15 protein-coding genes are annotated in these 23,265 nt (G+C 48.0%); 3 read left to right on the top strand and 12 right to left on the bottom strand.

Features of this window, described 5'->3' with window-relative positions:
• Positions 1–209 precede the first annotated feature (209 nt).
• Entirely contained in the window at positions 210–1,547 is a 1,338-nt protein-coding gene (locus DYY88_RS05265; protein WP_039729485.1) for a hypothetical protein, read from the bottom strand.
• A 51-nt stretch (positions 1,548–1,598) separates the two neighbouring features.
• Positions 1,599–4,202 (bottom strand): dynamin family protein, encoded by a 2,604-nt coding sequence (locus DYY88_RS05260; RefSeq protein ID WP_052288273.1) that lies wholly within the window; start codon positions 4,200–4,202, stop codon positions 1,599–1,601.
• 374 nt (positions 4,203–4,576) lie between these two features.
• Between DYY88_RS05260 and DYY88_RS05255 the strand changes: the two genes are divergently transcribed.
• Entirely contained in the window at positions 4,577–5,047 is a 471-nt protein-coding gene (locus DYY88_RS05255) for a hypothetical protein (RefSeq protein WP_052288272.1), read from the top strand.
• A gap of 208 nt (positions 5,048–5,255) precedes the next feature.
• Here DYY88_RS05255 and DYY88_RS05250 read toward each other — a convergent pair whose 3' ends face one another.
• Both DYY88_RS05250 and DYY88_RS05245 read right to left on the bottom strand, forming a co-directional pair.
• Positions 5,256–7,115: a vanadium-dependent haloperoxidase gene (locus tag DYY88_RS05250; RefSeq protein WP_039725869.1), complete on the bottom strand. Its 1,860-nt coding sequence runs from the start codon at positions 7,113–7,115 to the stop codon at positions 5,256–5,258.
• A 598-nt stretch (positions 7,116–7,713) separates the two neighbouring features.
• Positions 7,714–9,615: an ABC transporter ATP-binding protein gene (locus tag DYY88_RS05245; RefSeq protein WP_039729481.1), complete on the bottom strand. Its 1,902-nt coding sequence runs from the start codon at positions 9,613–9,615 to the stop codon at positions 7,714–7,716.
• Between the two features lie 89 nt (positions 9,616–9,704).
• Here DYY88_RS05245 and DYY88_RS05240 point away from each other — a divergent pair, with 89 nt between their 5' ends.
• Complete coding sequence (locus DYY88_RS05240; protein WP_039725866.1) at positions 9,705–10,766, top strand: hemolysin family protein; 1,062 nt, start codon at positions 9,705–9,707, stop codon at positions 10,764–10,766.
• A 556-nt stretch (positions 10,767–11,322) separates the two neighbouring features.
• Here DYY88_RS05240 and DYY88_RS05235 read toward each other — a convergent pair.
• The 4 genes from DYY88_RS05235 to DYY88_RS05220 form a co-directional block, all read right to left on the bottom strand.
• A complete protein-coding gene (locus DYY88_RS05235; protein WP_084606989.1) occupies positions 11,323–12,192 on the bottom strand; it encodes a WecB/TagA/CpsF family glycosyltransferase in 870 nt (289 codons plus the stop codon).
• 641 nt (positions 12,193–12,833) lie between these two features.
• Positions 12,834–13,319 (bottom strand): tellurite resistance TerB family protein, encoded by a 486-nt coding sequence (locus DYY88_RS05230; RefSeq protein ID WP_039729479.1) that lies wholly within the window; start codon positions 13,317–13,319, stop codon positions 12,834–12,836.
• A gap of 322 nt (positions 13,320–13,641) precedes the next feature.
• The gene (locus tag DYY88_RS05225; RefSeq protein WP_039725865.1) at positions 13,642–14,325 is read right to left on the bottom strand and encodes a Crp/Fnr family transcriptional regulator; all 684 of its coding nucleotides are present in this window, start codon (positions 14,323–14,325) and stop codon (positions 13,642–13,644) included.
• Positions 14,326–14,547: 222 nt separating this feature from the next.
• On the bottom strand, positions 14,548–15,417 hold the full coding sequence (locus DYY88_RS05220) for a 3'(2'),5'-bisphosphate nucleotidase CysQ family protein (RefSeq protein WP_039725864.1): 870 nt from the start codon (positions 15,415–15,417) through the stop codon (positions 14,548–14,550).
• A 186-nt stretch (positions 15,418–15,603) separates the two neighbouring features.
• On the opposite strand from DYY88_RS05220, the gene DYY88_RS05215 reads away from it, so the two are divergent.
• The gene (locus tag DYY88_RS05215) at positions 15,604–16,089 is read left to right on the top strand and encodes a thiol-disulfide oxidoreductase DCC family protein (protein ID WP_039725862.1); all 486 of its coding nucleotides are present in this window, start codon (positions 15,604–15,606) and stop codon (positions 16,087–16,089) included.
• A 152-nt stretch (positions 16,090–16,241) separates the two neighbouring features.
• On the opposite strand, the gene DYY88_RS05210 is transcribed toward DYY88_RS05215, so the two are convergent.
• The 4 genes from DYY88_RS05210 to DYY88_RS05195 form a co-directional block, all read right to left on the bottom strand.
• Positions 16,242–17,864, bottom strand: a complete 1,623-nt coding sequence (locus DYY88_RS05210; RefSeq protein WP_039725861.1) for a glycosyltransferase family 39 protein — start codon at positions 17,862–17,864, stop codon at positions 16,242–16,244.
• Between the two features lie 185 nt (positions 17,865–18,049).
• Positions 18,050–19,360 (bottom strand): glycosyltransferase, encoded by a 1,311-nt coding sequence (locus DYY88_RS05205; protein WP_084606988.1) that lies wholly within the window; start codon positions 19,358–19,360, stop codon positions 18,050–18,052.
• Positions 19,361–20,214: 854 nt separating this feature from the next.
• Positions 20,215–21,351, bottom strand: a complete 1,137-nt coding sequence (locus tag DYY88_RS05200; protein ID WP_052456668.1) for a hypothetical protein — start codon at positions 21,349–21,351, stop codon at positions 20,215–20,217.
• Between the two features lie 69 nt (positions 21,352–21,420).
• Positions 21,421–23,013, bottom strand: a complete 1,593-nt coding sequence (locus tag DYY88_RS05195) for an MBOAT family O-acyltransferase (protein ID WP_039725860.1) — start codon at positions 23,011–23,013, stop codon at positions 21,421–21,423.
• Positions 23,014–23,265: the final 252 nt, after the last annotated feature.

Below are 23,265 nucleotides of genomic sequence, written 5' to 3'. Positions count from 1 at the left end.
GAGTTAAAGGCTATCTTATCGACTCAGAATTGGAGTCTGGGGAATGCTCGTAGTAGCAATCGACCCGATTAAAGATTTTTAGCTCCGTGGCGTTTGGGAAGATATCGTCTGCCCAATTGTGATCGCCTACTATGACTCAGTTATGAGTGGCGGGGGGCAACAGACGCCGTTTAAGTCGAAGATCTTTTTGAATATTTCTGTGTTCCCCTTTAGTGGTTTGAAGTCTCTAGAGCTTCGGCTTCCTCGGCTTCTTCCTCGAAAGATTCATCACGGCAAATAAAGTAATATTCCAAATTAGCAATAGTCAGGGGAGTTGCTACGGCTAAGTTTTTCTCAGTCAGGCTGTTTAAGCCCTCCTGAATAGCTCTCTCAGCCACGTACTCTTGAGATTCCGCCCTGGTATTAGAGTCCATCAAAATCAGCAAGCTATCTCGAATTGCCCTGGCATGAGACTGCTCTTGCGCAGTTTCGTAATAGGTATACTCAGGTGGCTTTTCCAGATCAGCGTCCAAAGCAACACCAGCTTCCGCGTCTGGTTGAATAATAGGCAACTCTTGAAGCTGTTGCAAATCTTTCTTGTCAAGACTCTGATACCAGTCTGCATGTGCTTGCCAGGCATTAATTGCAGCCAAGTCATGATTATGAATACGCAAGATTTCAGGAAAAAAGAAGTCAAGCTCTTCGGGCTCTTCTATATCAGAAACAACCTTCACCGCATCATGGCGGATCGCTTTGTCCAGAGCTACAAGGCGATCGCTCACTGCCGAAAACTCGCCTTGCATTTGATACGTCATCGCAATGGCCTGCTCAATTGCCCAAACACACTCGCGACGACGAAGATATGCGGGTGGAGAGATGCTCTCCATTACCTCCATTAACTGATGGTTGTCGTAGTCGGCCAGCGCATCAAAGAGCATGTCTCTGGCCGCTGTGATTTCGTCGTTCCGTCTGCCTATGTCTTTTAGGGTTGAAGCCGTCTGCAATCGATTTAAAGCCTTGTTGAACTTCCCGTAGGCTTGTACAAGAATCGTACGATGGGCTCTAAACTCAACATCTTTTGCCACCAGATCAATGTGTTGGAGAAGCTCTTCTCCCTGGTCTGCCAGGGCTTCATGAAGATTCAGAAAGCCTTCTTGTACCTCTAACCTCATCTGCTTAACGTCTTTCCGGATCTTGAGAGTTTGCCAGAGGTTAACGGCGACAAGCGCACCTGTCACTGCAACTCCAACGCCAATGACAGCGGTTGTCGCCTGCAACGTTGCCACTGATGTAGAAAGAGCCTTGACCGCATTCAAGGTCATTTGTCCTTGATAAAGCTGCCCAGCGCTCATGGCCAGTTGTGGAGCAGCAGTTAAAGGATTTAGCCCCATTGCTGCCATACCGGCATTATTACTAGCCAAACCTATTGCGTGAGCAGCAAACTGTCCGCCATGGGGGCCAGCAGCATGGCGAACCATACTAAGGGGAATACCGGTTTCCGAAAATACTGGTACGTATTTTCCAGCTTCTATTCCAGCTTGGATGAGAGGAGAAAATTGATACAGCATCAGAAATTCATTCCAGATAATAATTTTCAGCCCAAACAGCACACTCAATTATCAATTAGCAGTAAGCAATAAAGACTGAAGACTAGACTCAATATTCGCTAGTTCCAGCACTTTTAGTTGAATCAATTCCTTCTTGGAATTGTGGCAGCTTACAGTTTCTTGATGGATTTTTTCATGTTTGAGCAAAATCTCATTGAGAATACCAATCGAGCATTGAATTGCCTTGGCCGCTTTTTCGTACCTAGAGTCAATGGCCTGAATTGCTCCCTCTCCAATCTTAATTCCAAGCTCTTCTACAGAATCACTAAATTTTTCAAAGCCCTTATCATAGACCTCTTGTTTCATCTGCAAAATAATTTTGCCTGGATCAGAACCAAACAACCAACCCACCACTGCTCCAGTTGCTAGTCCAGCCAACAATAATGGCAAAAAGCTGACACCTAAAAATGCAAGACCTCCACTAATACCGCCGCCTAGAATTCCTCCACCTCCCATCACCTTAAACAATCCAAAGATTCCATCTTCATCATCAATTGAGCTTGGATCAAGCGCGGAATCAAATTTGATATTAATCCCAAAATGGGATAAAGAGAGATTAAACTGTTCGCTTAAATTGGAGCCCGAAATCAAGTCAATCGATCTTAAGTTTTCATAGATCAAGTTCAAGTTCTTAGAAATTTCTTGCTCAAATTTACTGAGTTCTGGAAGCAAAATCTCGCCTTTCACGGTTTTCTCCAGCCAAGAATCTAAGTCAGCTGAGAGATCATGTAAGAACTGGTTGGCAAAGTCTCGAAGAATTTTTTCCTTCTCTTCTTCTGTCGATGACCAGTCAGTACTCTTTTCCGAAATTCGTTCTTCTATTCCTTCAAGCCACTGTTCCCAAGCCTCACTAATAGCTTCTAAAGCCGCATCCACAATTTCATCACGTAAAAGCCGCAGTTTAACCTCTCGTCCACTAGCTGCTCCCATCTGGTCTACTATTTGACATTGCTCGGATGCAGAGAAACTAATCTGCCCCTCCAGTAAGCCCATAGTTTGCTGCAAACCAGCGCGAGCTTCTTGAACAAGTTTCTCCAAACTGGCTATCGTTTGACGCATGGTTAACCAGCCACGCTCTTCTGTTAAAAATATTTGAATAGCAGTAGAAAACTCACTAAAACTCTGTAAATATTCATCATCTCGATTTTCTAGCATGGCGTCTAAGGCAGCCTGTGCAGAGATGAAATGCAGTCTGTTCTTCCCTGAGATGATAGGACTTTCGCCTTGCAAGAAATTATTCGCTCGCTGTTTGACATGTTCTCTATCTTTATCACGTCGCAGTAGATCCATGAAGTTAACCAGCACGAAAAGGTTTTCTACTGGTTGATTAGAATCACTTCCTTGTAATTGCTGCCGTAACGACTTCAACAGTTCCATTTCGCCCTGTGTAAAAGGACGAGAGGCGTTTGCCAGAAAAATTACGGCATCAGTATTCTGTAGTAGTTGATGAGTAATAGTTGTCCTTTCGGGATGCTCATTCAGACCTGGAGAATCAACAATTTCTACTTGATGACGGCATAACTCTAATCCTGGATGCTCAAAAATAATCTCCTTGATCGTGGATTTGGTCAGTTCTTCGGCAATATTATATAGTGCAGCTTCTTCGGAGATGGCGGCTAGCTCTTGATACTTTTCAACAGGAACTTCGTCCTCTTCTCCATCTTTATACCGACAGATAACCTTTTGCCGATTACCATGCTTTAAGACCGTTACTATTCCACTACAGGGAATAGCTCTTGTTGGTTGGACTTCTTCCCCTAACAAGGCATTCAAAAGTGTGGACTTACCTTGGCTGAATTCACCAACAACTGCCACCCTGAACTTTTGAGATTTGGCTTTTTCTAAAACTAGCCTCACTTCATCCTCTAGGTCTTTTCTTAGGATTTCTTGCTCATGACATTTTTGAATGATTTCTAACAGCTCGTTAGCAATTTTGGTGAGTTGAGCTTTTGACTGCTGAAATTGTTTCAGTTTTTCGTACTTGATCGTGTCCGAATGGCTTCTTAAAGCAGTACTCGAGGCGACAGGAGAAAGCTGATTCCTGATTGAATCAGCGGCTTTCATGAAAGCCGGATCTAAATCTTTGAAATGATGCGGATCTAGAAGTGAGAGGATTTCTATGGCAGTTTCCTTATTCTCATCCTGCCGTCTAAAATCATTTAAAATTAGATCTAAATATTGCTCAGAAAATTTGAATAACTCTGCTGCTTTACTGATATACTGCTTTTCTTCAAGTGCGATAGAACCATCAGCAGCAGCCATCTTGGAACAAAAGGCTAGTATCAAGATTTTCTCAGGATCTGATAGTTTTTCAGAGGATTGCTCAATGACGCCGTAATTCTTATAGATCCTCTGGCGCTTAATTCCTGAGAAAATCGGCTTGATGAGTTGTCCAATATTGCTGCTAGGCAAAATAAAATGCCGAATTGAAGATTTGATTTTCTGTTTTTCTTCTTCGGTAACTTCTTTGTCTGCATACATGACACCCGCCAATAGAGTGACTAGCGCAGTGATAAAAATAAGTCGATGGCTTATGTGGCCTGCTCGGATGTCTTGCTGAGTGATTTGGGAGAGGAGATCAGCAAGCTCTTGTTGAGCAGATGCTCTTGTAGTCATGAGGATTACCTTCGGCTGATAGAAATGAAGTGATATAGAAGCCCACGTGATGAATCACAATTTGTTGAGCCAACTAGATGATTTGCAATCTTCAGCGAAAGATCCGCAGTCGCAGAGGTTTCTAAAGATTGCTCAGCAGTCGATACTATGCTTGCCTGATCACCGGATATACCAAATCTTCCCCATGAACAAGTCAGGATAAACAGCAACTTCATCTAGTTCCTGTAACATTTACGTGGCTTTACAGTTTTACCGTTCTGAATTTGAGATATTTAGTTATGTTGCTGCGACTGTCTCCACTGTCCATTCAATGTTACTTTCCGGCCCTTCTCCCACTACGAATTGGCTGAATCATCTCGGCAGGATATGACAAGATGATACAGACCGTCGATCGCCTGCCTGATTGCATGACTGATTCTTCCTCTACCTCCGTGCCTGCCTACGAAAAGCTCAAGACGCTGCGACCGCTGATGTTGAGGCTGCACAAAGCGCTTCTAGAAGCTGAACAAGATAGCTACGAGCGGGTGCACGGCCCGATCACTTCCAAAATGGAGCTGTTTCAGCTGGTCATTAGCGATGAATGGTTTGACTGGCTACGTCCGATCTCAGGGTTCATTGCCCGCATTGATGAATCTATTGCCTCAAAAGAACCCGTCTCGCCGAATGTGATTCATGGCTTGCTCGAAGAGGCGTATGACATCCTGCCGCTGCAGTCGGATGAAGCCAGCGAGGCAGCAGTGCGGTATCAACGCGCGGTCGATAATTATCCCAAGATTGCCACCTTGCACGCGCAAGTGATGGACGCGCTGAAATCGAGTTCGACTGATACGAACGGTGCCTCTTAATTAAGCGTGGTATTAAGTATGGCGATCGCTGTTATTACGATCCACGATTGCAGCGTACAGCCACAGATATTTTCCAAGACTTAGTGTTCTCGCGGGTGCTGCCAGTTCTTCCAGCCTCGTTTTGGTCCATAGGAGAAAACCGGGCAAACCTAAGCCTGCCCGGCACACGAGGAAACAAAGCGGTTACTGCACTAACTCAACAGTGAGACTAGATGCGGATGGTGGTGCCATCAAAGCGGGGCAGGGACATCGAGAAATTTTCGCCGTAGGTCAGCTTTTGCTCTTCGAGAATGCCGATCGCGATGGCTTCGCCCAGGCGCACTGACTCCGAATAATCGGTGCAATAGTGAACCCCGGCCCAGTTGCGGCCAATGGAGATATTGGAGGCTAGCTTGTTCAGTTCGCCTTCAACGGTTAAAGCCGGAGTGCCTGCCGCAATTTCGAGCTTGGTGCCACAGGGTGCCGGATACACGTACGGCCCCGGCAACACATAGCGATGGTCAAAGAAGGCTTTGAGAATGGTGACGCAAGCGCCTGCCACGGTGGCATGACCCGCGCCATAGGCGGGGTGCATCGGCGAGCCTTCGGGAAACGCCATGGGCAGCAAGTAGCTGGTATCCCGCTCTTGGTCGCACTGGCGGCCATCGTGGATGGTGTTTTGGCGAGCGTTATGCCCGCGCACGGCTTCGAGTAAACCAATCTCGGTGAGGCGATCGCACATCGGCTCAAACGGTGCAAAGGTCGGATTGCCGGGAGAATTCTTCATCCGGTGCAGCCGACCACCGACTGCTTCGGGACGCAACCGCCGATGCACGTTGAATTTCTGGAAGCGTACGGCCTTCAGCGCACGGGTCGCCACCTCAGTCACCAGGGACAAAATGTGCGGGCCACCAAAGTGGGCAAAGCCCTGCTGGCGATCCATCACGTCCGCCCCTTGGAAGGGAATGCCCGGATCAAACGGAATCCCCAGGGCCAGCATCGACAGGCAGGCATTCAGGTATGCCTGGTACAGCGCGTCATAGTGGACGTAGGTGGCCAAGTCACGGGGGTTGGCAATAAACCGATAGCGATCGCTAGCACAGTCGCCTTCATAGGTTTCCGTGCCGCGCAAGTCAGCGCCGTTTTGCACATCAAGCCACCATTCCCACGTGGTCATGTAGTCCCGGTAGGGGGTGGCAAAGCGCACCTTGTTTTGGAACACCATGGCGCCGTAACGTACGAAGCCCGCCGTGGCGCTCTCGGCAGTTTGGCCACCGCTGCCCAACTCAGGCGTGCCCGCGCACAAAAACTGGGATAGGTAAGGGCCGACGCAATCGCCAAAGGTTGTTCCTCGGAAGGCATTGGCGATGGTGACTGCGCCACGACGACGGGCCTGAGCCGCCGCCGACAGACCAACGATCTCGCTACCGTTAAACCATTCCAGTTGATTGAGGCGAGCGATCGCCGCTTGCACATCACCATCGTGCTCAAACTTGGCAAAGGGCACGTCTCGCAGCAAGGCCATTTCGTAGACTTCGGCCATTTCGGCAATGAGTTCTGGGCTATCGGCGACGGGCGCGGGGGGCATGGTCACCGCTTGGGCATCCGGCCCTTCCAGGTCAAAGGTGTTGCCCGCGCCCTGACTTTCCCAAGCTCGGACAGGTACGGCACCGCCTTTGCGATCGCGTACCGCACAAGACTTAGTGAATGCGGAACTCCAGTCAATGGCTTGACCGGGCTGTGCCCCACGCCCAATAACTTGTCCACCGCTGCGCTGCAGGGGGCCGAGAGGCGTATCGCGAAAGTCGCGGACATCGCCGGAGTCAATGCCCCGCACAAACGTTTGAAAATCTGTGGGGTGAGCGATTAGACCATCGTCTTCGCGGTGAGGCAACCCTTTGGTGTAGCTGGTCAAATGTGAAGGCTGACCGCTGCGCACCACATCTTCGGGGGGCGCGTTGTTTTCTGTAGGGCCAAATCGATACTGTAGTTCCTCGCCATTCGATTCATGGACGACAGGAGCACGATTAAAGGCGACATGAGCCGCTTCGATACGAATATTTCGAGCTTGTGTACGACGTGATTCCATAGGGGGCATTCCTCTAGTGAAAACAAATGAATGAGTTGTTCACTCACGGTTTATTCATCACTGTTCAAAAAGGAATTCCAGATTTTTGAGGAATAGATTTCAGGAAGTTTTCTGTAGTCTTGGTTGGAGAAAATCTCCTTGCTAAAGTAGGTCAATAAAATAACTGTCCTTGCTTGCTTGACAATCCTAAAACGCTGTATCAATGGTTTGCGCTGCTGAAACCTCAAAGTGAGACGTCTTTTTTCTTGAGGAAAATCTTCTATTTACGCAGTATTTTCTGGATTTCCGGACTTTTGTGCTTTGGATTAATAATTGATTGGGTTCAATTTAATTGGTTATTTAAGATTTTTTTTGATCGGTGAAACGAATTTTTCGGTACGTTCAGTCAGGGCGCGATCGCGGCGGCTAGGCGATTTTCTGAGCGAATCTCTAGTTTCAATCACTAAATTAATGTGGCACGTTAATGGTCTGAGCTTGAACCGTTTTGACGATGGGTGTAGAGCTGGGTCAATGGTTTTCCACAGCAAAGCAGACATGCTCCCAATAAACCGCACTCATCCGGGGCGGCTGTCACTGAATGGTTTGGAGGTCGGTGGCGTTAACTGGCAAGCTTATTTTGGCGGGCGGACTGGAGTTCTTGAATGCGCTCTAAATTGCCGACAGGGATGGCCTGAATCAAGCGCTGAGTATATTCTTGCTGCGGTTCAAAGTAGATGCGGTCAGCGGGGCCGAGTTCTTCGAGTTTGCCTTGGTTCATGACCATGATGCGATCGCTCATAAATTTCACCACCGCCAGGTCGTGGGAGATAAAGATGTAAGTTAATTTGAATTCTGCTTGCAGTTCCTTCAACAAATTCAACACCTGGGCTTGCACAGACACGTCCAGGGCCGATACAGACTCGTCGCAGATGATGAACTGAGGATTGAGCGCCAGGGCGCGCGCAATGCAGATGCGCTGGCGTTGGCCCCCCGAAAACTCATGGGGAAAGCGATTGATGCAGTCAGGCTCCAGGCCTACTCGCTCCAAAAGGTAGGCCACCCGCTCTTGGCGATTGCGACGACTGCGGGCGACTTTGTGAATTTTCAGCGGTTCCGCGATCGCGGCTCCCACGCTCATGCGAGGGTCCAGCGCACTAAACGGATCCTGAAAGATATACTGCATCTCGCGCCGGAGCTTTTTTAAGTTCGCCCCTTTTGCTCTCAGCGCATCTTGGCCGTTAAACCACACATGCCCCCCCATGGCGGGAGCTAGCCGCAACAGCGATCGCGCCAGGGTCGTTTTGCCGCAGCCCGATTCCCCCACTAGGCCAAAAGTTTCGCCCTGAAAGACCTCAAATGAGACGTTGTTGACCGCCATCACGTAGCGCCGGGTATTGCCAAGCACGCCGCGCACAGGGTATCCCACTTGCAGATTCTCGACCTTTAGCAGTGGGCCTTGTTGAGTGATGGCCGCCAACCGAGCGGCCGATTCCTCTGCTGTCACTACGGTTTGATAAGCCTGAATAGTCGCCGTATCTTGAGGTTTTTCGCGAATTTGCAGCGCACCTTCAGCATCCGGCACCACTTCCATAAAGTCTGAGACGGTCGGCAGTTGCTGTAGCCGTTGGTGCGGCGTGGGGCGGCAGGCCAGTAACCCCTTGGTGTAAGGGTGTTGGGGATTAGAGAAAATCTCCCAGATAGAGCCGTACTCAACGATCTCGCCCTGATACATGACCGCTACCTGGTCGGCGATTTCGGCGATGATGCCTAAGTCATGGGTAATAAAAATCATGCCCATGCCCCGGCGATCGCGCAATTCTCGCAGCAAATCCAAAATACGGGCCTGTACGGTCACATCCAGGGCGGTGGTGGGTTCGTCGGCAATCAGCAAGGTGGGGTCGCAGGCGATCGCCATCGCAATCATTACCCGCTGCAATTGCCCACCTGACAATTCGTGAGGATAGCGGTTGAGCAGTTCTTGCTGGCGCTGCTGCACCGCGTCTGACACTTGGGAGGGCTGCCAGCCGGGATTTTCTGCCGTTAGGGTGGTCGCTAACTCATCGTCCTGGTCTAAGAGTTTGACTTCTTGGAGCAGGGCGATCGCCTGCTTAACCGCTTGCTCTTGCGACAACTCCTGATGTTGCAAAATCGCTTCCGTCAGCTGAAACCCGCAGGTGTAAACCGGATTCAACGAACTCATCGGTTCCTGAAAGATCATGGAAACCTGATCGCCCCGTAGCTTTTGCATGGTTTCCGGTGCAAGCGATCGCAAATCCACCGCGGGCGTGTCGGTGTCGGCTTGAAAAAAGATTTCCCCCCCGGTGATTTCCCCCGGCGGATGCGGAATCAAATCCATTACGGAGAGTGCTGTCACTGACTTGCCCGAGCCAGACTCGCCCACAATCCCCAGTGTCTGACCCCGAGGCACTTGAAATGAAATATCCCGCACGGCCTGAATCAGACCACTCTCGGTTTTGAATTGCACAGACAGGTGGCGAACATCCAATACAGGAACAGTCATGGGATCAAACACAGGCGCTGACAGCGTACAGTTGGATTAGCTGGATCATAACAGCGGTATTACCTAGAAAACGGTTTCCCGAAAACAGGATGTTCAAACTTGCGATCGCCGTGCTTGTCATGCTGATCGGCTCAGCCATCTGCTCCGGTACCGAAACGGCCCTGCTCTCCGTACCGATTTTGAAAGCGCGACAATTGGCCCAATCACAAAAGCCTCAGGCATTGGCTCTGTTATCGATTCGTCAAAAGGTGAATCGACCGATCGCCACCATTGTGATTCTCAATAACCTGTTCAATATTGTCGGCAGTATTGTCATCGGCGGCATGGCTGCGAGTGTGTTTGGCGATACATTACTGGGCATCTTCTCCGGCATGTTGACCTTTTTGGTCATCGTCTTCGCTGAAATTTTGCCCAAAACGTTAGCTGAGCAACATGCCCAAAGCATTGCCTTGACTATGGCGATTCCGGTGAAAGCAGTGACGTGGGTAATGACCCCTTTTGTCGTCATGCTAGAGCGCATTACCGCGCCCTTTACTCGCAATCGCCGCTTGCCCACCACGAATGAAACGGAAATCAAGCTGCTCGCTTCCATCGGCTATCAGGAAGGCATTATCGAAGAAGATGAAGCCGAAATGATTCGCCGGGTGTTTCGCCTCAATGATATTCAGGCCGCTCACATCATGACCCCGCGAGTCGAGTTAACTTATCTTCCGGGAGATGTGGCGATCGCTGACCTCAAAGACGACATCCTCGCCTCCCCCCACAGCCGGATTTTGCTCATTGAAGAAGACGTGGATCACATTCAAGGTGTGGCCCTCAAAGATGACCTTCTCACAGCGCTCATCGAAAATCAGGGCGGCCAGCCCGCCCATATCCTCAAACGCAAAGTTCGGTTCATTGCCGAAAGCGAACGGGCCGACAAACTCTTGCAAGAGTTTCAAACCAACCGAGAACACATTGCCGTGGTCGTGGATGAATTTGGTGGCGTTTCCGGCGTGGTCACACTCGAAGACATCCTTGAAGAACTGACCGGAGAGATCGTTGATGAAACCGATGTCAACGTCGATTTGCAAGCCTTAGCCCGACAGCGCCGCAAGCGATTGCTGCAATCTCAGGGCTTTGGTGATTTACCTTCCTCCAAGCAGAAGTAATCAAAGCACGGCAAACAAACCAAAGTCCGGTGGTTAACAACGGAGGGATCCAGCTTTGGCAAGGCTCACTGATGCCTCTGCATAGAAATCATTGAATTGTCCATGAGTTCATGAGTTCATGCGGTTAGGTGCATTTCTCCCCTTAGGAGTGACTACGTGCACCCCTGTTTAGCGCTTACCCTTAACGTCCTCGGCAGCATGTACCCAGAGTTCTTGGTCTCTCAGAACTGGTTTATAGCAATCCGCAGTCAGGTTCCGAGAGCCCAAAGGTTTAAAGAATGGGAATTTCACCTAAGGAATTGGAATTAAATTAAGTGTGAACAGCCGTCTCGGCTGTTCAAGAGCAGGCAAGATGCCTGCTGGCTAACGAAACTTGGAGTTTATCCAATCCTGCTTCCTCAGCCCCTCGATTTTTGGCCAAAGAATCGCTATAGGAAAGACGTTGCTGCTTGCAACCCCGCAGATGGGGAAACACTGTCAACCGATTAACGCAAGCCCACGCCAATCAGTTGCTGGTCGACCTGCATTCACTCTGGATCTGTTCAAGCGCGGTTGATTATCGAGCTTTCAAAGAGCTGTTAACCGGCTGCTGAAACGTGTACTTCAGCTTTTCTTTGAGCAATAGCCACAAGAAGGGCAAATCTTGGAACAGATAACGCTTCCATAAACGCTTCGGTTCTGAGAGTAGGCGGTACAGCCATTCCAGGCCCACTTCACTCATCCATCGAGGTGAGCGGAGCTTGTTGCCAGCTTCAAAATCAATGGCCGCTCCAACTCCCATAAAGATGTCAATATTGGGCAGTTGATGTTGATATTTGGCAATCCACTTTTCTTGCTTGGGCGCACCGACACCAACGATCAGAACGTTAGCGGACGAGTTGCGGATCATCTCGATAATTCGTTGGCATTCAGCCTCATCTTTCTCAAATCCAAAGGTCGGTGAATGAGCCTCGACTACAATCTCGCGCCCAATGCGCTGATTGATATGCTTTTGGGCTCGTTGGGGCACGCCCTCAGCTCCGCCGAGCAAGAAAATTTTGATTTTGGGATTATGGCGATGATGCTCGCAAAACATCGGGAATAAGTCAGAACCAGAGATTTTGGCCTTGATTGGTGTGCCCAAAAACTTGGAGGCGTACATTAAAATCTGGCTGTCGCAAACTCGGTAGTCGGCAACATCGTAAGCCTTGACGAATTCCTGGTCTTCTCGCAGACGCATCAGGTGGTCAACATTAGGGGTGAAAACAACGCCCCGGTTTAAGTTGTTGAGAAACTCATCGACTGCTAGGTTATCGATGCCGACATTTAAGATCTCAATGCGTTTTGATAACGCCCCCTTTTCATAATTCAGCAGTTGTCTGGCTTGAGAAGTCAGGACAGCTTTCTGAAAAGATTCACGGAGTGGAGATGCTTTTTGGTTATCCATGTGATTTCCCCTAGATCTCTTAAATGGTGGGCAGCAAAAGAGCCACCAGATGTTCTGAAAATTACAGTGACAAAGCATCACCGAGTCGCAATTAGGTTAGCTTTACCGACTCACTGCTCCTCTGCAAGCCCAGGTGCAGAGAGCACTAGTCTTGAAAAATATAGGTCTTAGTGACTTCACGACGTACATTGATTTGTACCCCATCGAATCCTTGCGCGTCAGTGGACACCAGCAAAATTGACGAACTCTTTATATTCAGATGCTTATAAATGCGTATATTTACGTAGGTTGTGATTCAGATGTTGTCTTGGATAATGACTTTTGGGATGAATCCACGTTGTTTGAGGCCATGAAGTGCCACTTGACTCAATGATCATGGGGTGAAACTTTACAATGCCGTAGCAAAATGGCTGATCAGCAGCCTTTACCTCAACTTCATAAAAGTGCTGCGCTTGATATTGAGGGGCGTCGGCGATCGCAACAATGCCGCGTCTTAAGTGCATCTGATTTGGGTGGATGGATGTTGCGAGTGGTCAAGTGCTCTGAATGTAGGGTAATGGGGCGATAAATCGAGGCACCAAAAAGCGATCGCAACCAGAAGCTCTGGCTGCGATCGCTGGTGAACGGATTGTTGCTAAACGCTAGCTCTGCCCAAAAAATTGCTGTAGCTGTTGCGTCATATTTTCAATCAGCGAGTCGGTGTTATCGGCAGTTTGGGCTTCGCTTTCTAGGGCCGCTACCCGTTCGGGCGATAGGTTGAGCAGGGCAACGAGGCGATTGTAGGCATCGGCCTCTTCGGAGTTGATGAGGTCTTCTTCGGGGGTGCGGGCGCTACTGCTGATCACTTCGTAGCCCAGCCGCAGCACAAATTCCCGCTCTGCTTGAGACTGCAAATGGGGGACCGACTCTTCTAAGGGAATATTTTGCATGAGATAGTCACGCAATTCTTTTTGCAAATCGGCTTGCTGTTCAGAATTGTGGGCAAACAAACTGCTGAATCGCTTGAGCATCAGGTCAACCTCTTCCTGGGCGAGGTTGCCATCACTCCACGCCATGGATGCCACAACGCGCAGCAAAGTCAATTGACGCGGAGAAATCGAAGGTGGGGGTGGAACTTGGAGAGCCATCGCAAACTCCTGAAATTGCAACAACCCACGCCCAATTGGTTACTAGCGTCTCGACGTTGTTCAGCGGTTTAAACCTGCCCTCATCACTTAAATGAGGGTGATGCTGGCATCGCTTTTGACAGGCAAACGCCAGAATAAAGCACTGAGAATTGTCGCGTGAAAACCGGGCGGTCATGCGCGATCGCCGCAACCAAACCAGGGTGAATTGGCTTCACCGTAGCATGGGCACCCTGAGGAGTTGACCGGGCTGTAACCGATCGCTACAGAGGCTGTTACAAATGTCTGCATTACCGATCAGGGCAGCCAGGGTTATTTTTGATCTCTATCCCTTGCCCGCTAACTGGCTAAGTTGTTTCACGTTACTGAGCACCAGGGTCTCGTTGGCCTCGTCAACTTTGAGCCAGCCTTTTTCGACCAGTTTTTCCATAATTTTGCTGGTCTCTTCTTCTGAAATGTCAGTCACGTCAGCCAAATCAGCGATAGGAATATTGAATATCGTGACGCCACCGTCCACAGGCTGACCATAGGCCTCGCTCAGGGTGGCTAAGGTATTGGCCAGTTTTACCGCCGGGGGTTGGTGCCGCAGTTGAAAGCGAAAATTGGTCAACCGCAATCGCTGCACCATGAGTTGCAGCATGCGGTGGTGCAACTGTGAGTCTTTAAAGAGTGTTTGAATGAACCGCTGGGCCGATACGCTGAGCAACTTAACGGGGGCCAAGGCCACCACATCAGTAGAACGAGGGGACTCATCTAAGATCGCCATCTCGCCAAAAAAGTCTCCTGGGCCCAAAACGGCTAGCGTCACTGCACTATCGCCAGCGTGGCGGCGCACCTTTACCCACCCCGATTCAATAAAGTAAACGGCATTGCCCCAGGCGTCTTCCATGAGCACCGCACGATCGGCGGGATATTCATGCTGAGTGGATACCGATACGAGCCATTCGACAGTTTCAGGACTCGCACTTTCAAAGAGAGGGAAAAGCTCACTAAAGGCTTCTGGCTGCATGGGAGTTTAGGTAGTGGGGCTATACGAACAGAGAGACATGATGACTGCCGTTTACGGTCGCTGCGATCGCCACGGGACAGAGCAAAATCTGCCCTCATACTACCCACAAACCTTTAGCAATATCCATCCTTGCGGGATAAATGAAGGCGATTACCCGGTGAATATATTAATTGATGAAGCTAGGTTGAGAAGATGGTGACATTGACCGCCATGGGATTGCGTTTATGGCGCATTTAACGCGAGTTCTTGTTGGCGCACGGCTAAGACTGCCTGGCGCAATGCGGGCAAGTATGCTGTGACATAATCCGGCCAGCCAATGACGATGGGCTGACGATGAATGAGGCTTTGCGGATAAATGCTGTTCACGTCAAAGCGGATAGGATGACCATCTAAATCACAGCAAATGAGGCCTGCAGCCTGTGCCAAAGCCAGGGGTCCGGTGGTATCCCAAAGTTTTACCCGTCCGTTCAGATAGACGTAAAGTCCGGCTTCTCCTTTAATGACTTCCAGTACTTTGAGGCCAAAGCTGCCAATGGAGTCGAAGGTTAACTCTGGCAGTTGCGCTCCAATCATGTCGCCAAATCTGCGCTGGTCGCGATCGCCCAGCAGTAATGTGGCACTGTCTCCCAATACTTGAGGATTAGGCTCTAAAGGTAGAGATTTGCCCTGATCGTCTTGTTGAAACAAGCCCCAATCAGCGCCCCCCCAATACAGACGACTCTGCGCCGGGGCATATACCCACCCTGCCCGCGGTTGGTGATTTTGCAACAGCCCTACCATGATGGAGTAATGTTCGCCACGGTGGATAAAGTCTTCGGTGCCGTCGATGGGGTCGATAAACCATATGCGGCGATGGTGGCCGCTAAAAGCGGTGGCTGAGGTTTGATTTTCTTCGGTAACAATGCCGTCAGTCGGGAAATGACGAGCAAATGCTGCAGACAAAAACTGGTCTAATGCCTGATCGACCGTCGTGACGTAATCTTCACGGCCTTTTTCAAAGACTTCAAAAGTTTCTAAGGCTGCCTGACGTGCTTGTTGCCCACCTTGCAACAGCGTCTTGAGAATGGCTTCGTTTTCTGCGGCAGTCACCATGGGCTTGGTCGTCCACTAAGCAACAGTGCTAGTGTGCCACGCGGTGGCAGCAGTAGAGATGACTTGGATTAATCATGGCGTTTAACTTGGCAGGCAATGAGCGTGATCTTGTCCCCTTGACCGCAATATTTCTTAAAATGTGGGAGAGGTCCTTCAACCTACTGCCTTTTAGAGTGTCAACTTCCCATGACTACTGTTGCTTCGAGCGATCGCACCCCGACCCCAGTTGATCAACCCTCCCAAAACTGGCAAATCAAGTTGCTGTACGACGGCGACTGTCCGCTTTGTCTGCGAGAAGTCAACTTTTTGCAAAAAAAAGATGCGGGTCGCGGTCTGGTGCAGTTTGTCGATATTGCTGATGATGCCTACGATCCGGCTCAGCACGGCGGAGTCGATTTTGAGACGGCGATGGGACGCATTCATGCTGTGTTGGCTGATGGCACTGTGATTAGAAATGTTGAAGTTTTCCGACGTATTTACAGCATTTTAGGCATCGGCTGGATTTATGCTCCCACCCGTTGGCCAGTGATCGGTCCTTTGGTTGATAAGCTGTATGACTTTTGGGCTGATTTGCGGCTGCAAGTTACAGGTCGCCCGAGCCTGCCGACCCTTGTGGCTGAGCGACAAGCTCGGTTGCAGGGATGTCATGCTAGCGATCGCTGCGAACTGTAGATCAACCTTCTCCAATGACAGGCCCAACTGCGGCTTGCCCTAAACGCATTACTTTTTGAATGCACCACCAGGTCTCTGTGACTGACGTCCGAGTCTGCTTTAAACACAATTAGAAGTAGCCCTGACAGTCCAGCGCTTTTCTCATCACATGGTTAACTATTGGGGGTGATTTGAGAAACTTTGACCAATACCTGGGGGGTGCAGTTGCAATAGTTTTCTGTTTGTTCAATCAACGTTTCTAGCCTTATACCAGAGACTTGGCTCAACTCAGTTTGTAGCTGTTCGGAAGGACGGTACAGAAAAATATCAGAGAAGTTTTCTGCAGGAATGTCCGGGAGCTGCCAGTTTTCGTCGATGTCAGGTGGCGGTAGCAGAATAAACTCTGTATTTGCCTTTAAAGAATGGCTTAAAGATATCGGCAAACTAAATTCCACATCGCTAATGACTAGGGGACTATCTGCTTGATTGATTGTAGCGGCAACTTCATGGTGAATATTTTCATCCGCCTTGTGCCACCAAGTGTCCGAATTTGCCAGGACTAATGAAGATGCGGTCGAAACTGATAGGAAAAACAGAAATGCCACAAGCCAAAATTGCTTCCGCTGTAAACATTGACTTGCCATTAAGTAGCCAAAAGTGATTTGTAAGCTTAAGAGCGATGGAATTAAATAACTTCCGCGAGTTGTTAATTGCCCGCCTTTGCCAAAGTCATAAACTAAAAGCATCATAAAAGGCACAGCAAGCAAACAAGTTAAAAACCAAAATGTTTTTCTAGATGCGAATCTTTGTAGATAGAAATAAGAATAAGCGATCGCCACAATTAGCAATAGCAAGTAAACGAGGAAAGCGAGCAGTGTCGCCTTAGAACTCGCGTCATTAATGCCAAAGTCAGCAAAAGGTAAACTCAGGTTTCTCAGCCAACCCTTGGGATAAGCCAAAAAGCTTCCGTGGGGCACTGCTGCATAATTGCTAGGCGGATCATTAACGAGTATCAGTATCCAGGGAGCAAAGGCGATCAAACTTGCTATTGCTGACGCTGTAAACCTCAATACGACGCGGCTAAGTTTATCGCGTTCAGATATCAGGATATATAGTCCATGTGCAAATAAAGTCGTGATCGCAAATAAGAATGTATAAAGGCTGGCCACGACTGTAATGCAATAGAGAATCCAGTTTTTAACAGTTGCCTGCTTCTGAGCTCTCAATAGTGAAACACTTGAGATTAGAGTCATCAGCACCCAGAGACTGTAAGGCCGGGCTTCTTGCGCATACAAAATTTGGAATGGGGAGACGGCGATTAAGGCGGTCGTCATCCAGCTGATGGCTGGCTTTTCAAAAAGCTGCAGGCTCAGCCAGTAAACGAATGGCAAACATAGCAAACTAATCAATGCTGTCAACAGTCGATTAATGAAAGTCGAGTTGCCTAATAAGCCATTCCAGCCGCGAGCTAATACGAAGTAAAAGGGGGTTAATTGGGGCTCAAACTCTTTGAGGCCGTTGATGGTATCAACATAGCCATTACTGTCATTAATGTACTGATATTCTGCAATATCATCTTGAGTTACGAGTTCTGATGTGAACAGTTCACTATGATCAGCGATATCAAGCAACTGTCCCGATATTTGTAATGACGTGAATACTTCATCTCGCCAGTATATTTTGCCATCTAGATTGTGAAATCGAAGAAAAATGCCGATGACTAAAATAATACCTATGATGTACTTGCCAATTTTAGTCAGCGTGCTTTTCCGTGAAAAAACGCTTGATTTTTCCATGATGAATAAGGAGAGCTCTATGAGTAAATGTCATTAGGCTAAAAGCGTAAAAAGGCTGATTTAGAGTCCTACGACATTTGACGATGAACTATAGAACATCGTACTTTGGTGCAGGAAGCAAGATGAACTTTAGATCATGGCTCCTGGCAGTAGATAATTTTCGAAACCACATGGTTGCGATCGCTTTATTGTTGGCGGTCAACCTGGGTCACGCGCCAGCTCAGTTTCAAGTTCAGCCAGAAGTTCCAGACAGTGACTAAACCAATCGCAATTAAATTGGCGACATAAGCCCATCTTTGACCAAAGATCAGGTTGTAGATCAGGTTTAAGACCAATACGTTAAGCACCAAGCCTGCCAAGCAAATCATGTTGAATTTTAAGAAGCGCTTAAGCCTTGCGCCCCAGCCCTTTTGACCACGGCTAATTGTCGCAAAAGTCCATAAATCATTCCAAACGAAGTTGTTCAAAATCGCGACTTCTGCTGCCAGAATTTTACTTCTGGTGAGAGGTAAACCTAATCCCGTGTGCAACAGATACAACACTGCCATATCAATAAAGACACCACTCAAGCCAACCAGAGCAAACCGGAAAAAGGCTTTGGTCGGAAAGTTGCGGCGAATTTTGCCAATGCGACCTCGAGATCGCAAACGTAGTAAATGATGAATGTAATCGACGTACTGCTTCCACGTGACCTTACTGGCACCAGCAGTCCGTTCCTGGAAGACATATCCTGCCTCGTCAATGACCTCAAAATTCCCGCGGCCAATGACTTCCAGCAGGATCTTATATCCCCTTGGATTTAATTCAGTATCGGCGATCGCAGCGCGGCGGCAGACAAAGTAACCACTCATGGGATCACTCACCCGACCCACCACGTTAGGCAAAATCAATAGGCCCAGGACTTGTGCCCCCCGAGACAAAAATCGCCGAACAATGCTCCATTCACTAACTCCGCCCCCTTCAACATGACGGCTACCGACAGCTAAATCAGCGCCATTACGTACCTTGGCAATCAAGTCCAATAGCACTTGCGGAGGATGCTGCAAATCTGCATCAATGACGCCAAGAATTTCTCCTTGAGCTACTTGCCAACCTCGAATCACCGCCGAAGACAACCCTTTTTCCCCGACCCGGCGCATTACTCTGACCTGAGGATAGGTCTGAGCCAGTTCTAAACCAATTTGCCAAGTCTCATCAGGACTATCGTCATCAACCACAATCAGTTCGTACTGACCGGGCACAGTTGTATCCAAAATAGAAGTTAATTGCGCAACCAATGTTTGTAGGTTGTCGCGCTCGTTGAAGGTGGGAATCACCAGTGAAAACAAGACCTTTTGGGTAGTGCGGTTGTGACTAGTGGTCCCCTGACCTACATCCAAAACTATGCCATCAGCCGACGTCGTTGTTACGAGGGCTGATGGCACAATGAGCTTGCCAGATGGTGTCTCGACCAATCGCTGCTGTGATTCTATTTCCACCGATTTAGAATAAGTCATGAAAATAATTTAGTTCGTGATTATTACTGAGTAAAAATTACCGAGTTGACTTATAGCACTAGAGGATACCATCCCTTCGCGGTCAACCTGTGTTGGTCAATACTTACCATAGGTGTACACCAGGTGGCTTTTATGTAGCCCTAAGTAAACTTGCCTCTACGCAAGTTTGGGCAAGGCCCAAACCCTATAGCCCGTATGCACGCGCTGAGCTAACCCGTCTATGCAAGCAACAAATATCAAATATTTAGGGCGATCTACTCACCTAGTTTGATAAGGATGCTTGAGCTCAATGAGTGACTCGTTGGTGCAGCCTCAGCAGCATCAAAAGGCTGATATCTCTGTTTCCTCAGATGAATTGCAGGATTCATCAAGCAAATCAGTGCTGAAAACCGGCAAATACGTCCTCAGCTAGAATGCCGAAGTCAGATGACTACTAGATATAAGCAGCAGACCTGGGCATCCTGACAGATTGCTACGAGTTTATACGGACTCAACTGATGAACAGTATGCTGACGACCAAAGTTCACCACAACTTCATAAGAGTTTTGCAGCATCTTTGCAGACCAACGCTTCATAAATAAGCACCTCAGACTTATCTGCAATGAAGCTCCGCATCCTGGAGTGTTTAATCTGTCCTAGGGGCAGTGTTAAGGATGTTGACAGTCCATAAGAGAACGGACTGCATGTTATTTAACTGATGCGATCGCGGCTAACCCCTTGATGTCTGTGACTTAGCAAAGCTGGTGTTGCTCGGAGTACCGATACTAATTTCCCTAATATCCCATCGTATGGAACCTTCGCCGATTTGAGAGGGCTTCATCAAGCACCGCTGGTGAGGCTATTAACAATGGAAATTACTCTTTTGCTGTTTCTCGGGCAATAAAATCCTGTACTGCTTGCTTATAGATGGCCGAGTATTCCTCGATGCTTAACCCTGACACCTCAACCCCAAACTCTAAAGGTTGCCCCTGTAAAAAAGTTGCGATTTCATCGGTGATTTCTGGGTAATAATGGCTTCCGTCGTACGTATATTGAGGATCAGTCGTAATTGCTGAAGGAATTGTGAAGTCATAAAATGCATCATACGACTGAGCTACAGCGTGAAAACCTTCGAGGACACAATCTAAAAATCCCGGCTGATAAGTTTCTGACACAACTTTCCAGGCGGAACGCGGTGGTACATATGCTACCACCTTGGCATTAGGAAACTGAGCTCGAAGTTCCTTATATAACTGCACTTTCGATAAGTTACACGTGACAAAACTGTCAGGTACTGGATCATCTAAATTAGGAATGTATGTACGCGGATTTTCAATCCGTTGCATCTCAAAGTTTTTATCATAGTAAGTGGCATCATTCGGTGACATACCCAATAAAGTCTTGATAGAAAATAGGAGTGCTCCGTTGACAAAGTAAGCACTGAATAGGGAGCTGGTAGCCATCTCTTCAATGCGTTGACTTTGATAATCATATTCTTCTAAGAAATTGAATTCATCTACGCCAACATAAATTGTCTGGGGATTCACGCCCTGTCGCTTTACAAATTCTGCATAGTCGGCAAACTCCTCGATATGGCCTGACTTGAAAGAGTAATTGAAACAATGCTCATTTTCAAAGGCCGAGGGCCGCAGAGCATTTGTGCGAGAACTGCCAAAAATCAAACAATCATATTCTGCTTGCTCTTTTGTGTTCAAGAATAAATTAGTTTTAAGGATTCTTTCGTCAGGAAAGTCAAAATTATAACGAGTGATTTTATTGCCACGACCAAACCAGAGTGGATCGACAGCCCAATTAATTCCGCCGACAACTGTCATCAACAAGAGCGCTGAAAAGCCCAAAAATCCTAGATTCTGTAATGTAAAGCCTGACTCTGGTACATTCGGGGCTGAGCCAAGGTCCGAGCTGCTTGATTGAGATCTTTGAAGGAGCTTCTGAAAATTCTTAGCGAAAATCAGTTTGGCGGCCTGTAGGTTTGAGTATCTCAAAAACATTGCTAAATGCTCCCGATCTATGGACGAATCATAAAGACATGCCAGTCAAAATATCGATTACAGCGAAATCTAGAATTGAAAGTACAAGAACTCACTAATGCGGTTGAGGGCCAGGAAACAAATACCGGCAGCAAAACCTATAGTTATCGACCAAACTTTATTGGGATGCCAGCGCAACAGCTCAAACCATGATCTTTTGGTGAGTAGGCTACCCATCTGGGTGGGCATTTTTAGGACAGGGGTATATCGTCCCATCCATTCTTGGGTGTTGGGCATGATGAAGGCTGTCATGCCGAGACAGAAAAGCCAAAAAAGTGCTCGTTTTTCCCGGAGTCCGATCGCGGCTGTAAAACCTGAAAAGCCGATGCCAGAGTTACTGAAAGAGCCTAAAAGTGGCTGAAAGGTTGAGGGCAGTTCAATCCCATTGAAGCCAAACATTGAGGCCAGGATGATGTTGGCAGTTGTAAAATTTTCGGCCCTGAAATAAACCCAGGCAATGACAACGAATATAAACGTCATGCTCCAACCCATTAGCTTGAGAAGGGCAGAGTCGCGGTCAATCTGATGCCCTAATCGTTTTCGAATGGTGCGGTATTGGTGGTTGATGACGAGGGCCAAACCATGCAATCCACCCCAAAAAATAAATGTCCAACCCGCTCCATGCCACAGACCTCCTAACAACATGGTAGTCATCAAGTTGAGTCCCTGTCGGATGTTGCCCTTGCGGTTTCCCCCAAGTGGAATGTAAAGATAATCTCGTAGGAAGTTAGAGAGGGTGATATGCCACCTTCTCCAAAAATCAGTGATGCTAATGGCTTGATAAGGCGAGAAAAAGTTGATGGGTAAACGTATGCCAAACATAAACGCTAGGCCGATTGCCATATCGGAATAGCCTGAAAAATCAAAATATAGTTGAAAGGTATAAGCCAGCGCGCCGACCCAAGCTTCTGAAAAAGTTGGAATGATGTTCTCTGAAGCTGCATTGAAAACAGGCGTAGCATACTCTGCGATGCTATCGGCAAAAACGACTTTTTTGAAGAGGCCCATGATGAAAATAGTGATCCCGATCATGACTTCTGGGATCGCAACCTTCCAGCGAGTTTGGGAAAGCTGGGGTAAAACATCACTGTGGTGAACAATAGGCCCTGCAATTAATTGAGGAAAAAATGTAATGAAAAAGACGTAATTGATGAAGTTCCTTTCCTCAGTTCTCACTGCATAAGCGTCAACCAAGTAAGCAATTTGCTGAAAGGTGAAAAAAGAGATTGCAATCGGTAGAACTATACTTGGGACTTGAAAGTTCTGCCCCAGCAATATATTGGCGTTTTCGACTAAAAAAACAGCATATTTGTAGTAAGCGATCGCCAGTAAATTGCCGCCAATGCCGACAACCAGTAAGAGTTTTCTGACGATGGCGCTAAAGCCATTACGGTTAAGAAGTATGCCCAAACCATAGTTGAGGGTTATTGATGTCAGAATAATGGCTAAGTTGCCGGGATACCACCATCCGTAGAAAAACAGCGAGGCAAAGATCAACCAAATGATGGGCAATCTTTTCTGAAGATGATGGTCGCTTCTTGCTGATAATGACTTAAGCAGTAGAAAGACACTGAGAACGGCGGGTAGAAAGAAGAATATGAATATTGGAGAGTTAAACAGCATATATTCTCTCAGTGTGACTTTGCGGACGCACAGCAGCTACTTTCTTGAGAGTATCTATCTGTGATCACGATAAAAATCAGGAAGTAATGAATCCGAGTTTATACGGACGAGACTTGCGATCGTGGGGCGATTTATTGTGTTCACGATATCTTCACTCAATTAACACATTCTCTTTATAGAAGCCTGTTTGCTATGACTGGCGGGGCGATCGCTGATTGATGAGCCGAGCGAGATTGGTGCGGAGAGACTTGA

Source organism: Leptolyngbya iicbica LK, assembly GCF_004212215.1.
Taxonomy (GTDB): domain Bacteria; phylum Cyanobacteriota; class Cyanobacteriia; order Phormidesmidales; family Phormidesmidaceae; genus Halomicronema; species Halomicronema iicbica.
Note: the sequence above shows the minus strand (reverse complement) of the source record. Positions and strands in the feature narration are given on the sequence as shown.

Excerpts from the sequence above, each read along its gene's own strand:
- DYY88_RS05265 (WP_039729485.1), bottom strand. The coding sequence starts at position 1,547 with ATGCTGTATCAATTTTCTCCTCTCATCCAAGCTGGAATAGAAGCTGGA.
- DYY88_RS05260 (WP_052288273.1), bottom strand. The coding sequence starts at position 4,202 with ATGACTACAAGAGCATCTGCTCAACAAGAGCTTGCTGATCTCCTCTCC.
- DYY88_RS05255 (WP_052288272.1), top strand. The coding sequence starts at position 4,577 with ATGATACAGACCGTCGATCGCCTGCCTGATTGCATGACTGATTCTTCC.
- DYY88_RS05250 (WP_039725869.1), bottom strand. The coding sequence starts at position 7,115 with ATGGAATCACGTCGTACACAAGCTCGAAATATTCGTATCGAAGCGGCT.
- DYY88_RS05245 (WP_039729481.1), bottom strand. The coding sequence starts at position 9,615 with ATGACTGTTCCTGTATTGGATGTTCGCCACCTGTCTGTGCAATTCAAA.
- DYY88_RS05240 (WP_039725866.1), top strand. The coding sequence starts at position 9,705 with ATGTTCAAACTTGCGATCGCCGTGCTTGTCATGCTGATCGGCTCAGCC.
- DYY88_RS05235 (WP_084606989.1), bottom strand. The coding sequence starts at position 12,192 with ATGGATAACCAAAAAGCATCTCCACTCCGTGAATCTTTTCAGAAAGCT.
- DYY88_RS05230 (WP_039729479.1), bottom strand. The coding sequence starts at position 13,319 with ATGGCTCTCCAAGTTCCACCCCCACCTTCGATTTCTCCGCGTCAATTG.
- DYY88_RS05225 (WP_039725865.1), bottom strand. The coding sequence starts at position 14,325 with ATGCAGCCAGAAGCCTTTAGTGAGCTTTTCCCTCTCTTTGAAAGTGCG.
- DYY88_RS05220 (WP_039725864.1), bottom strand. The coding sequence starts at position 15,417 with ATGGTGACTGCCGCAGAAAACGAAGCCATTCTCAAGACGCTGTTGCAA.
- DYY88_RS05215 (WP_039725862.1), top strand. The coding sequence starts at position 15,604 with ATGACTACTGTTGCTTCGAGCGATCGCACCCCGACCCCAGTTGATCAA.
- DYY88_RS05210 (WP_039725861.1), bottom strand. The coding sequence starts at position 17,864 with ATGGAAAAATCAAGCGTTTTTTCACGGAAAAGCACGCTGACTAAAATT.
- DYY88_RS05205 (WP_084606988.1), bottom strand. The coding sequence starts at position 19,360 with ATGACTTATTCTAAATCGGTGGAAATAGAATCACAGCAGCGATTGGTC.
- DYY88_RS05200 (WP_052456668.1), bottom strand. The coding sequence starts at position 21,351 with ATGTTTTTGAGATACTCAAACCTACAGGCCGCCAAACTGATTTTCGCT.
- DYY88_RS05195 (WP_039725860.1), bottom strand. The coding sequence starts at position 23,013 with ATGCTGTTTAACTCTCCAATATTCATATTCTTCTTTCTACCCGCCGTT.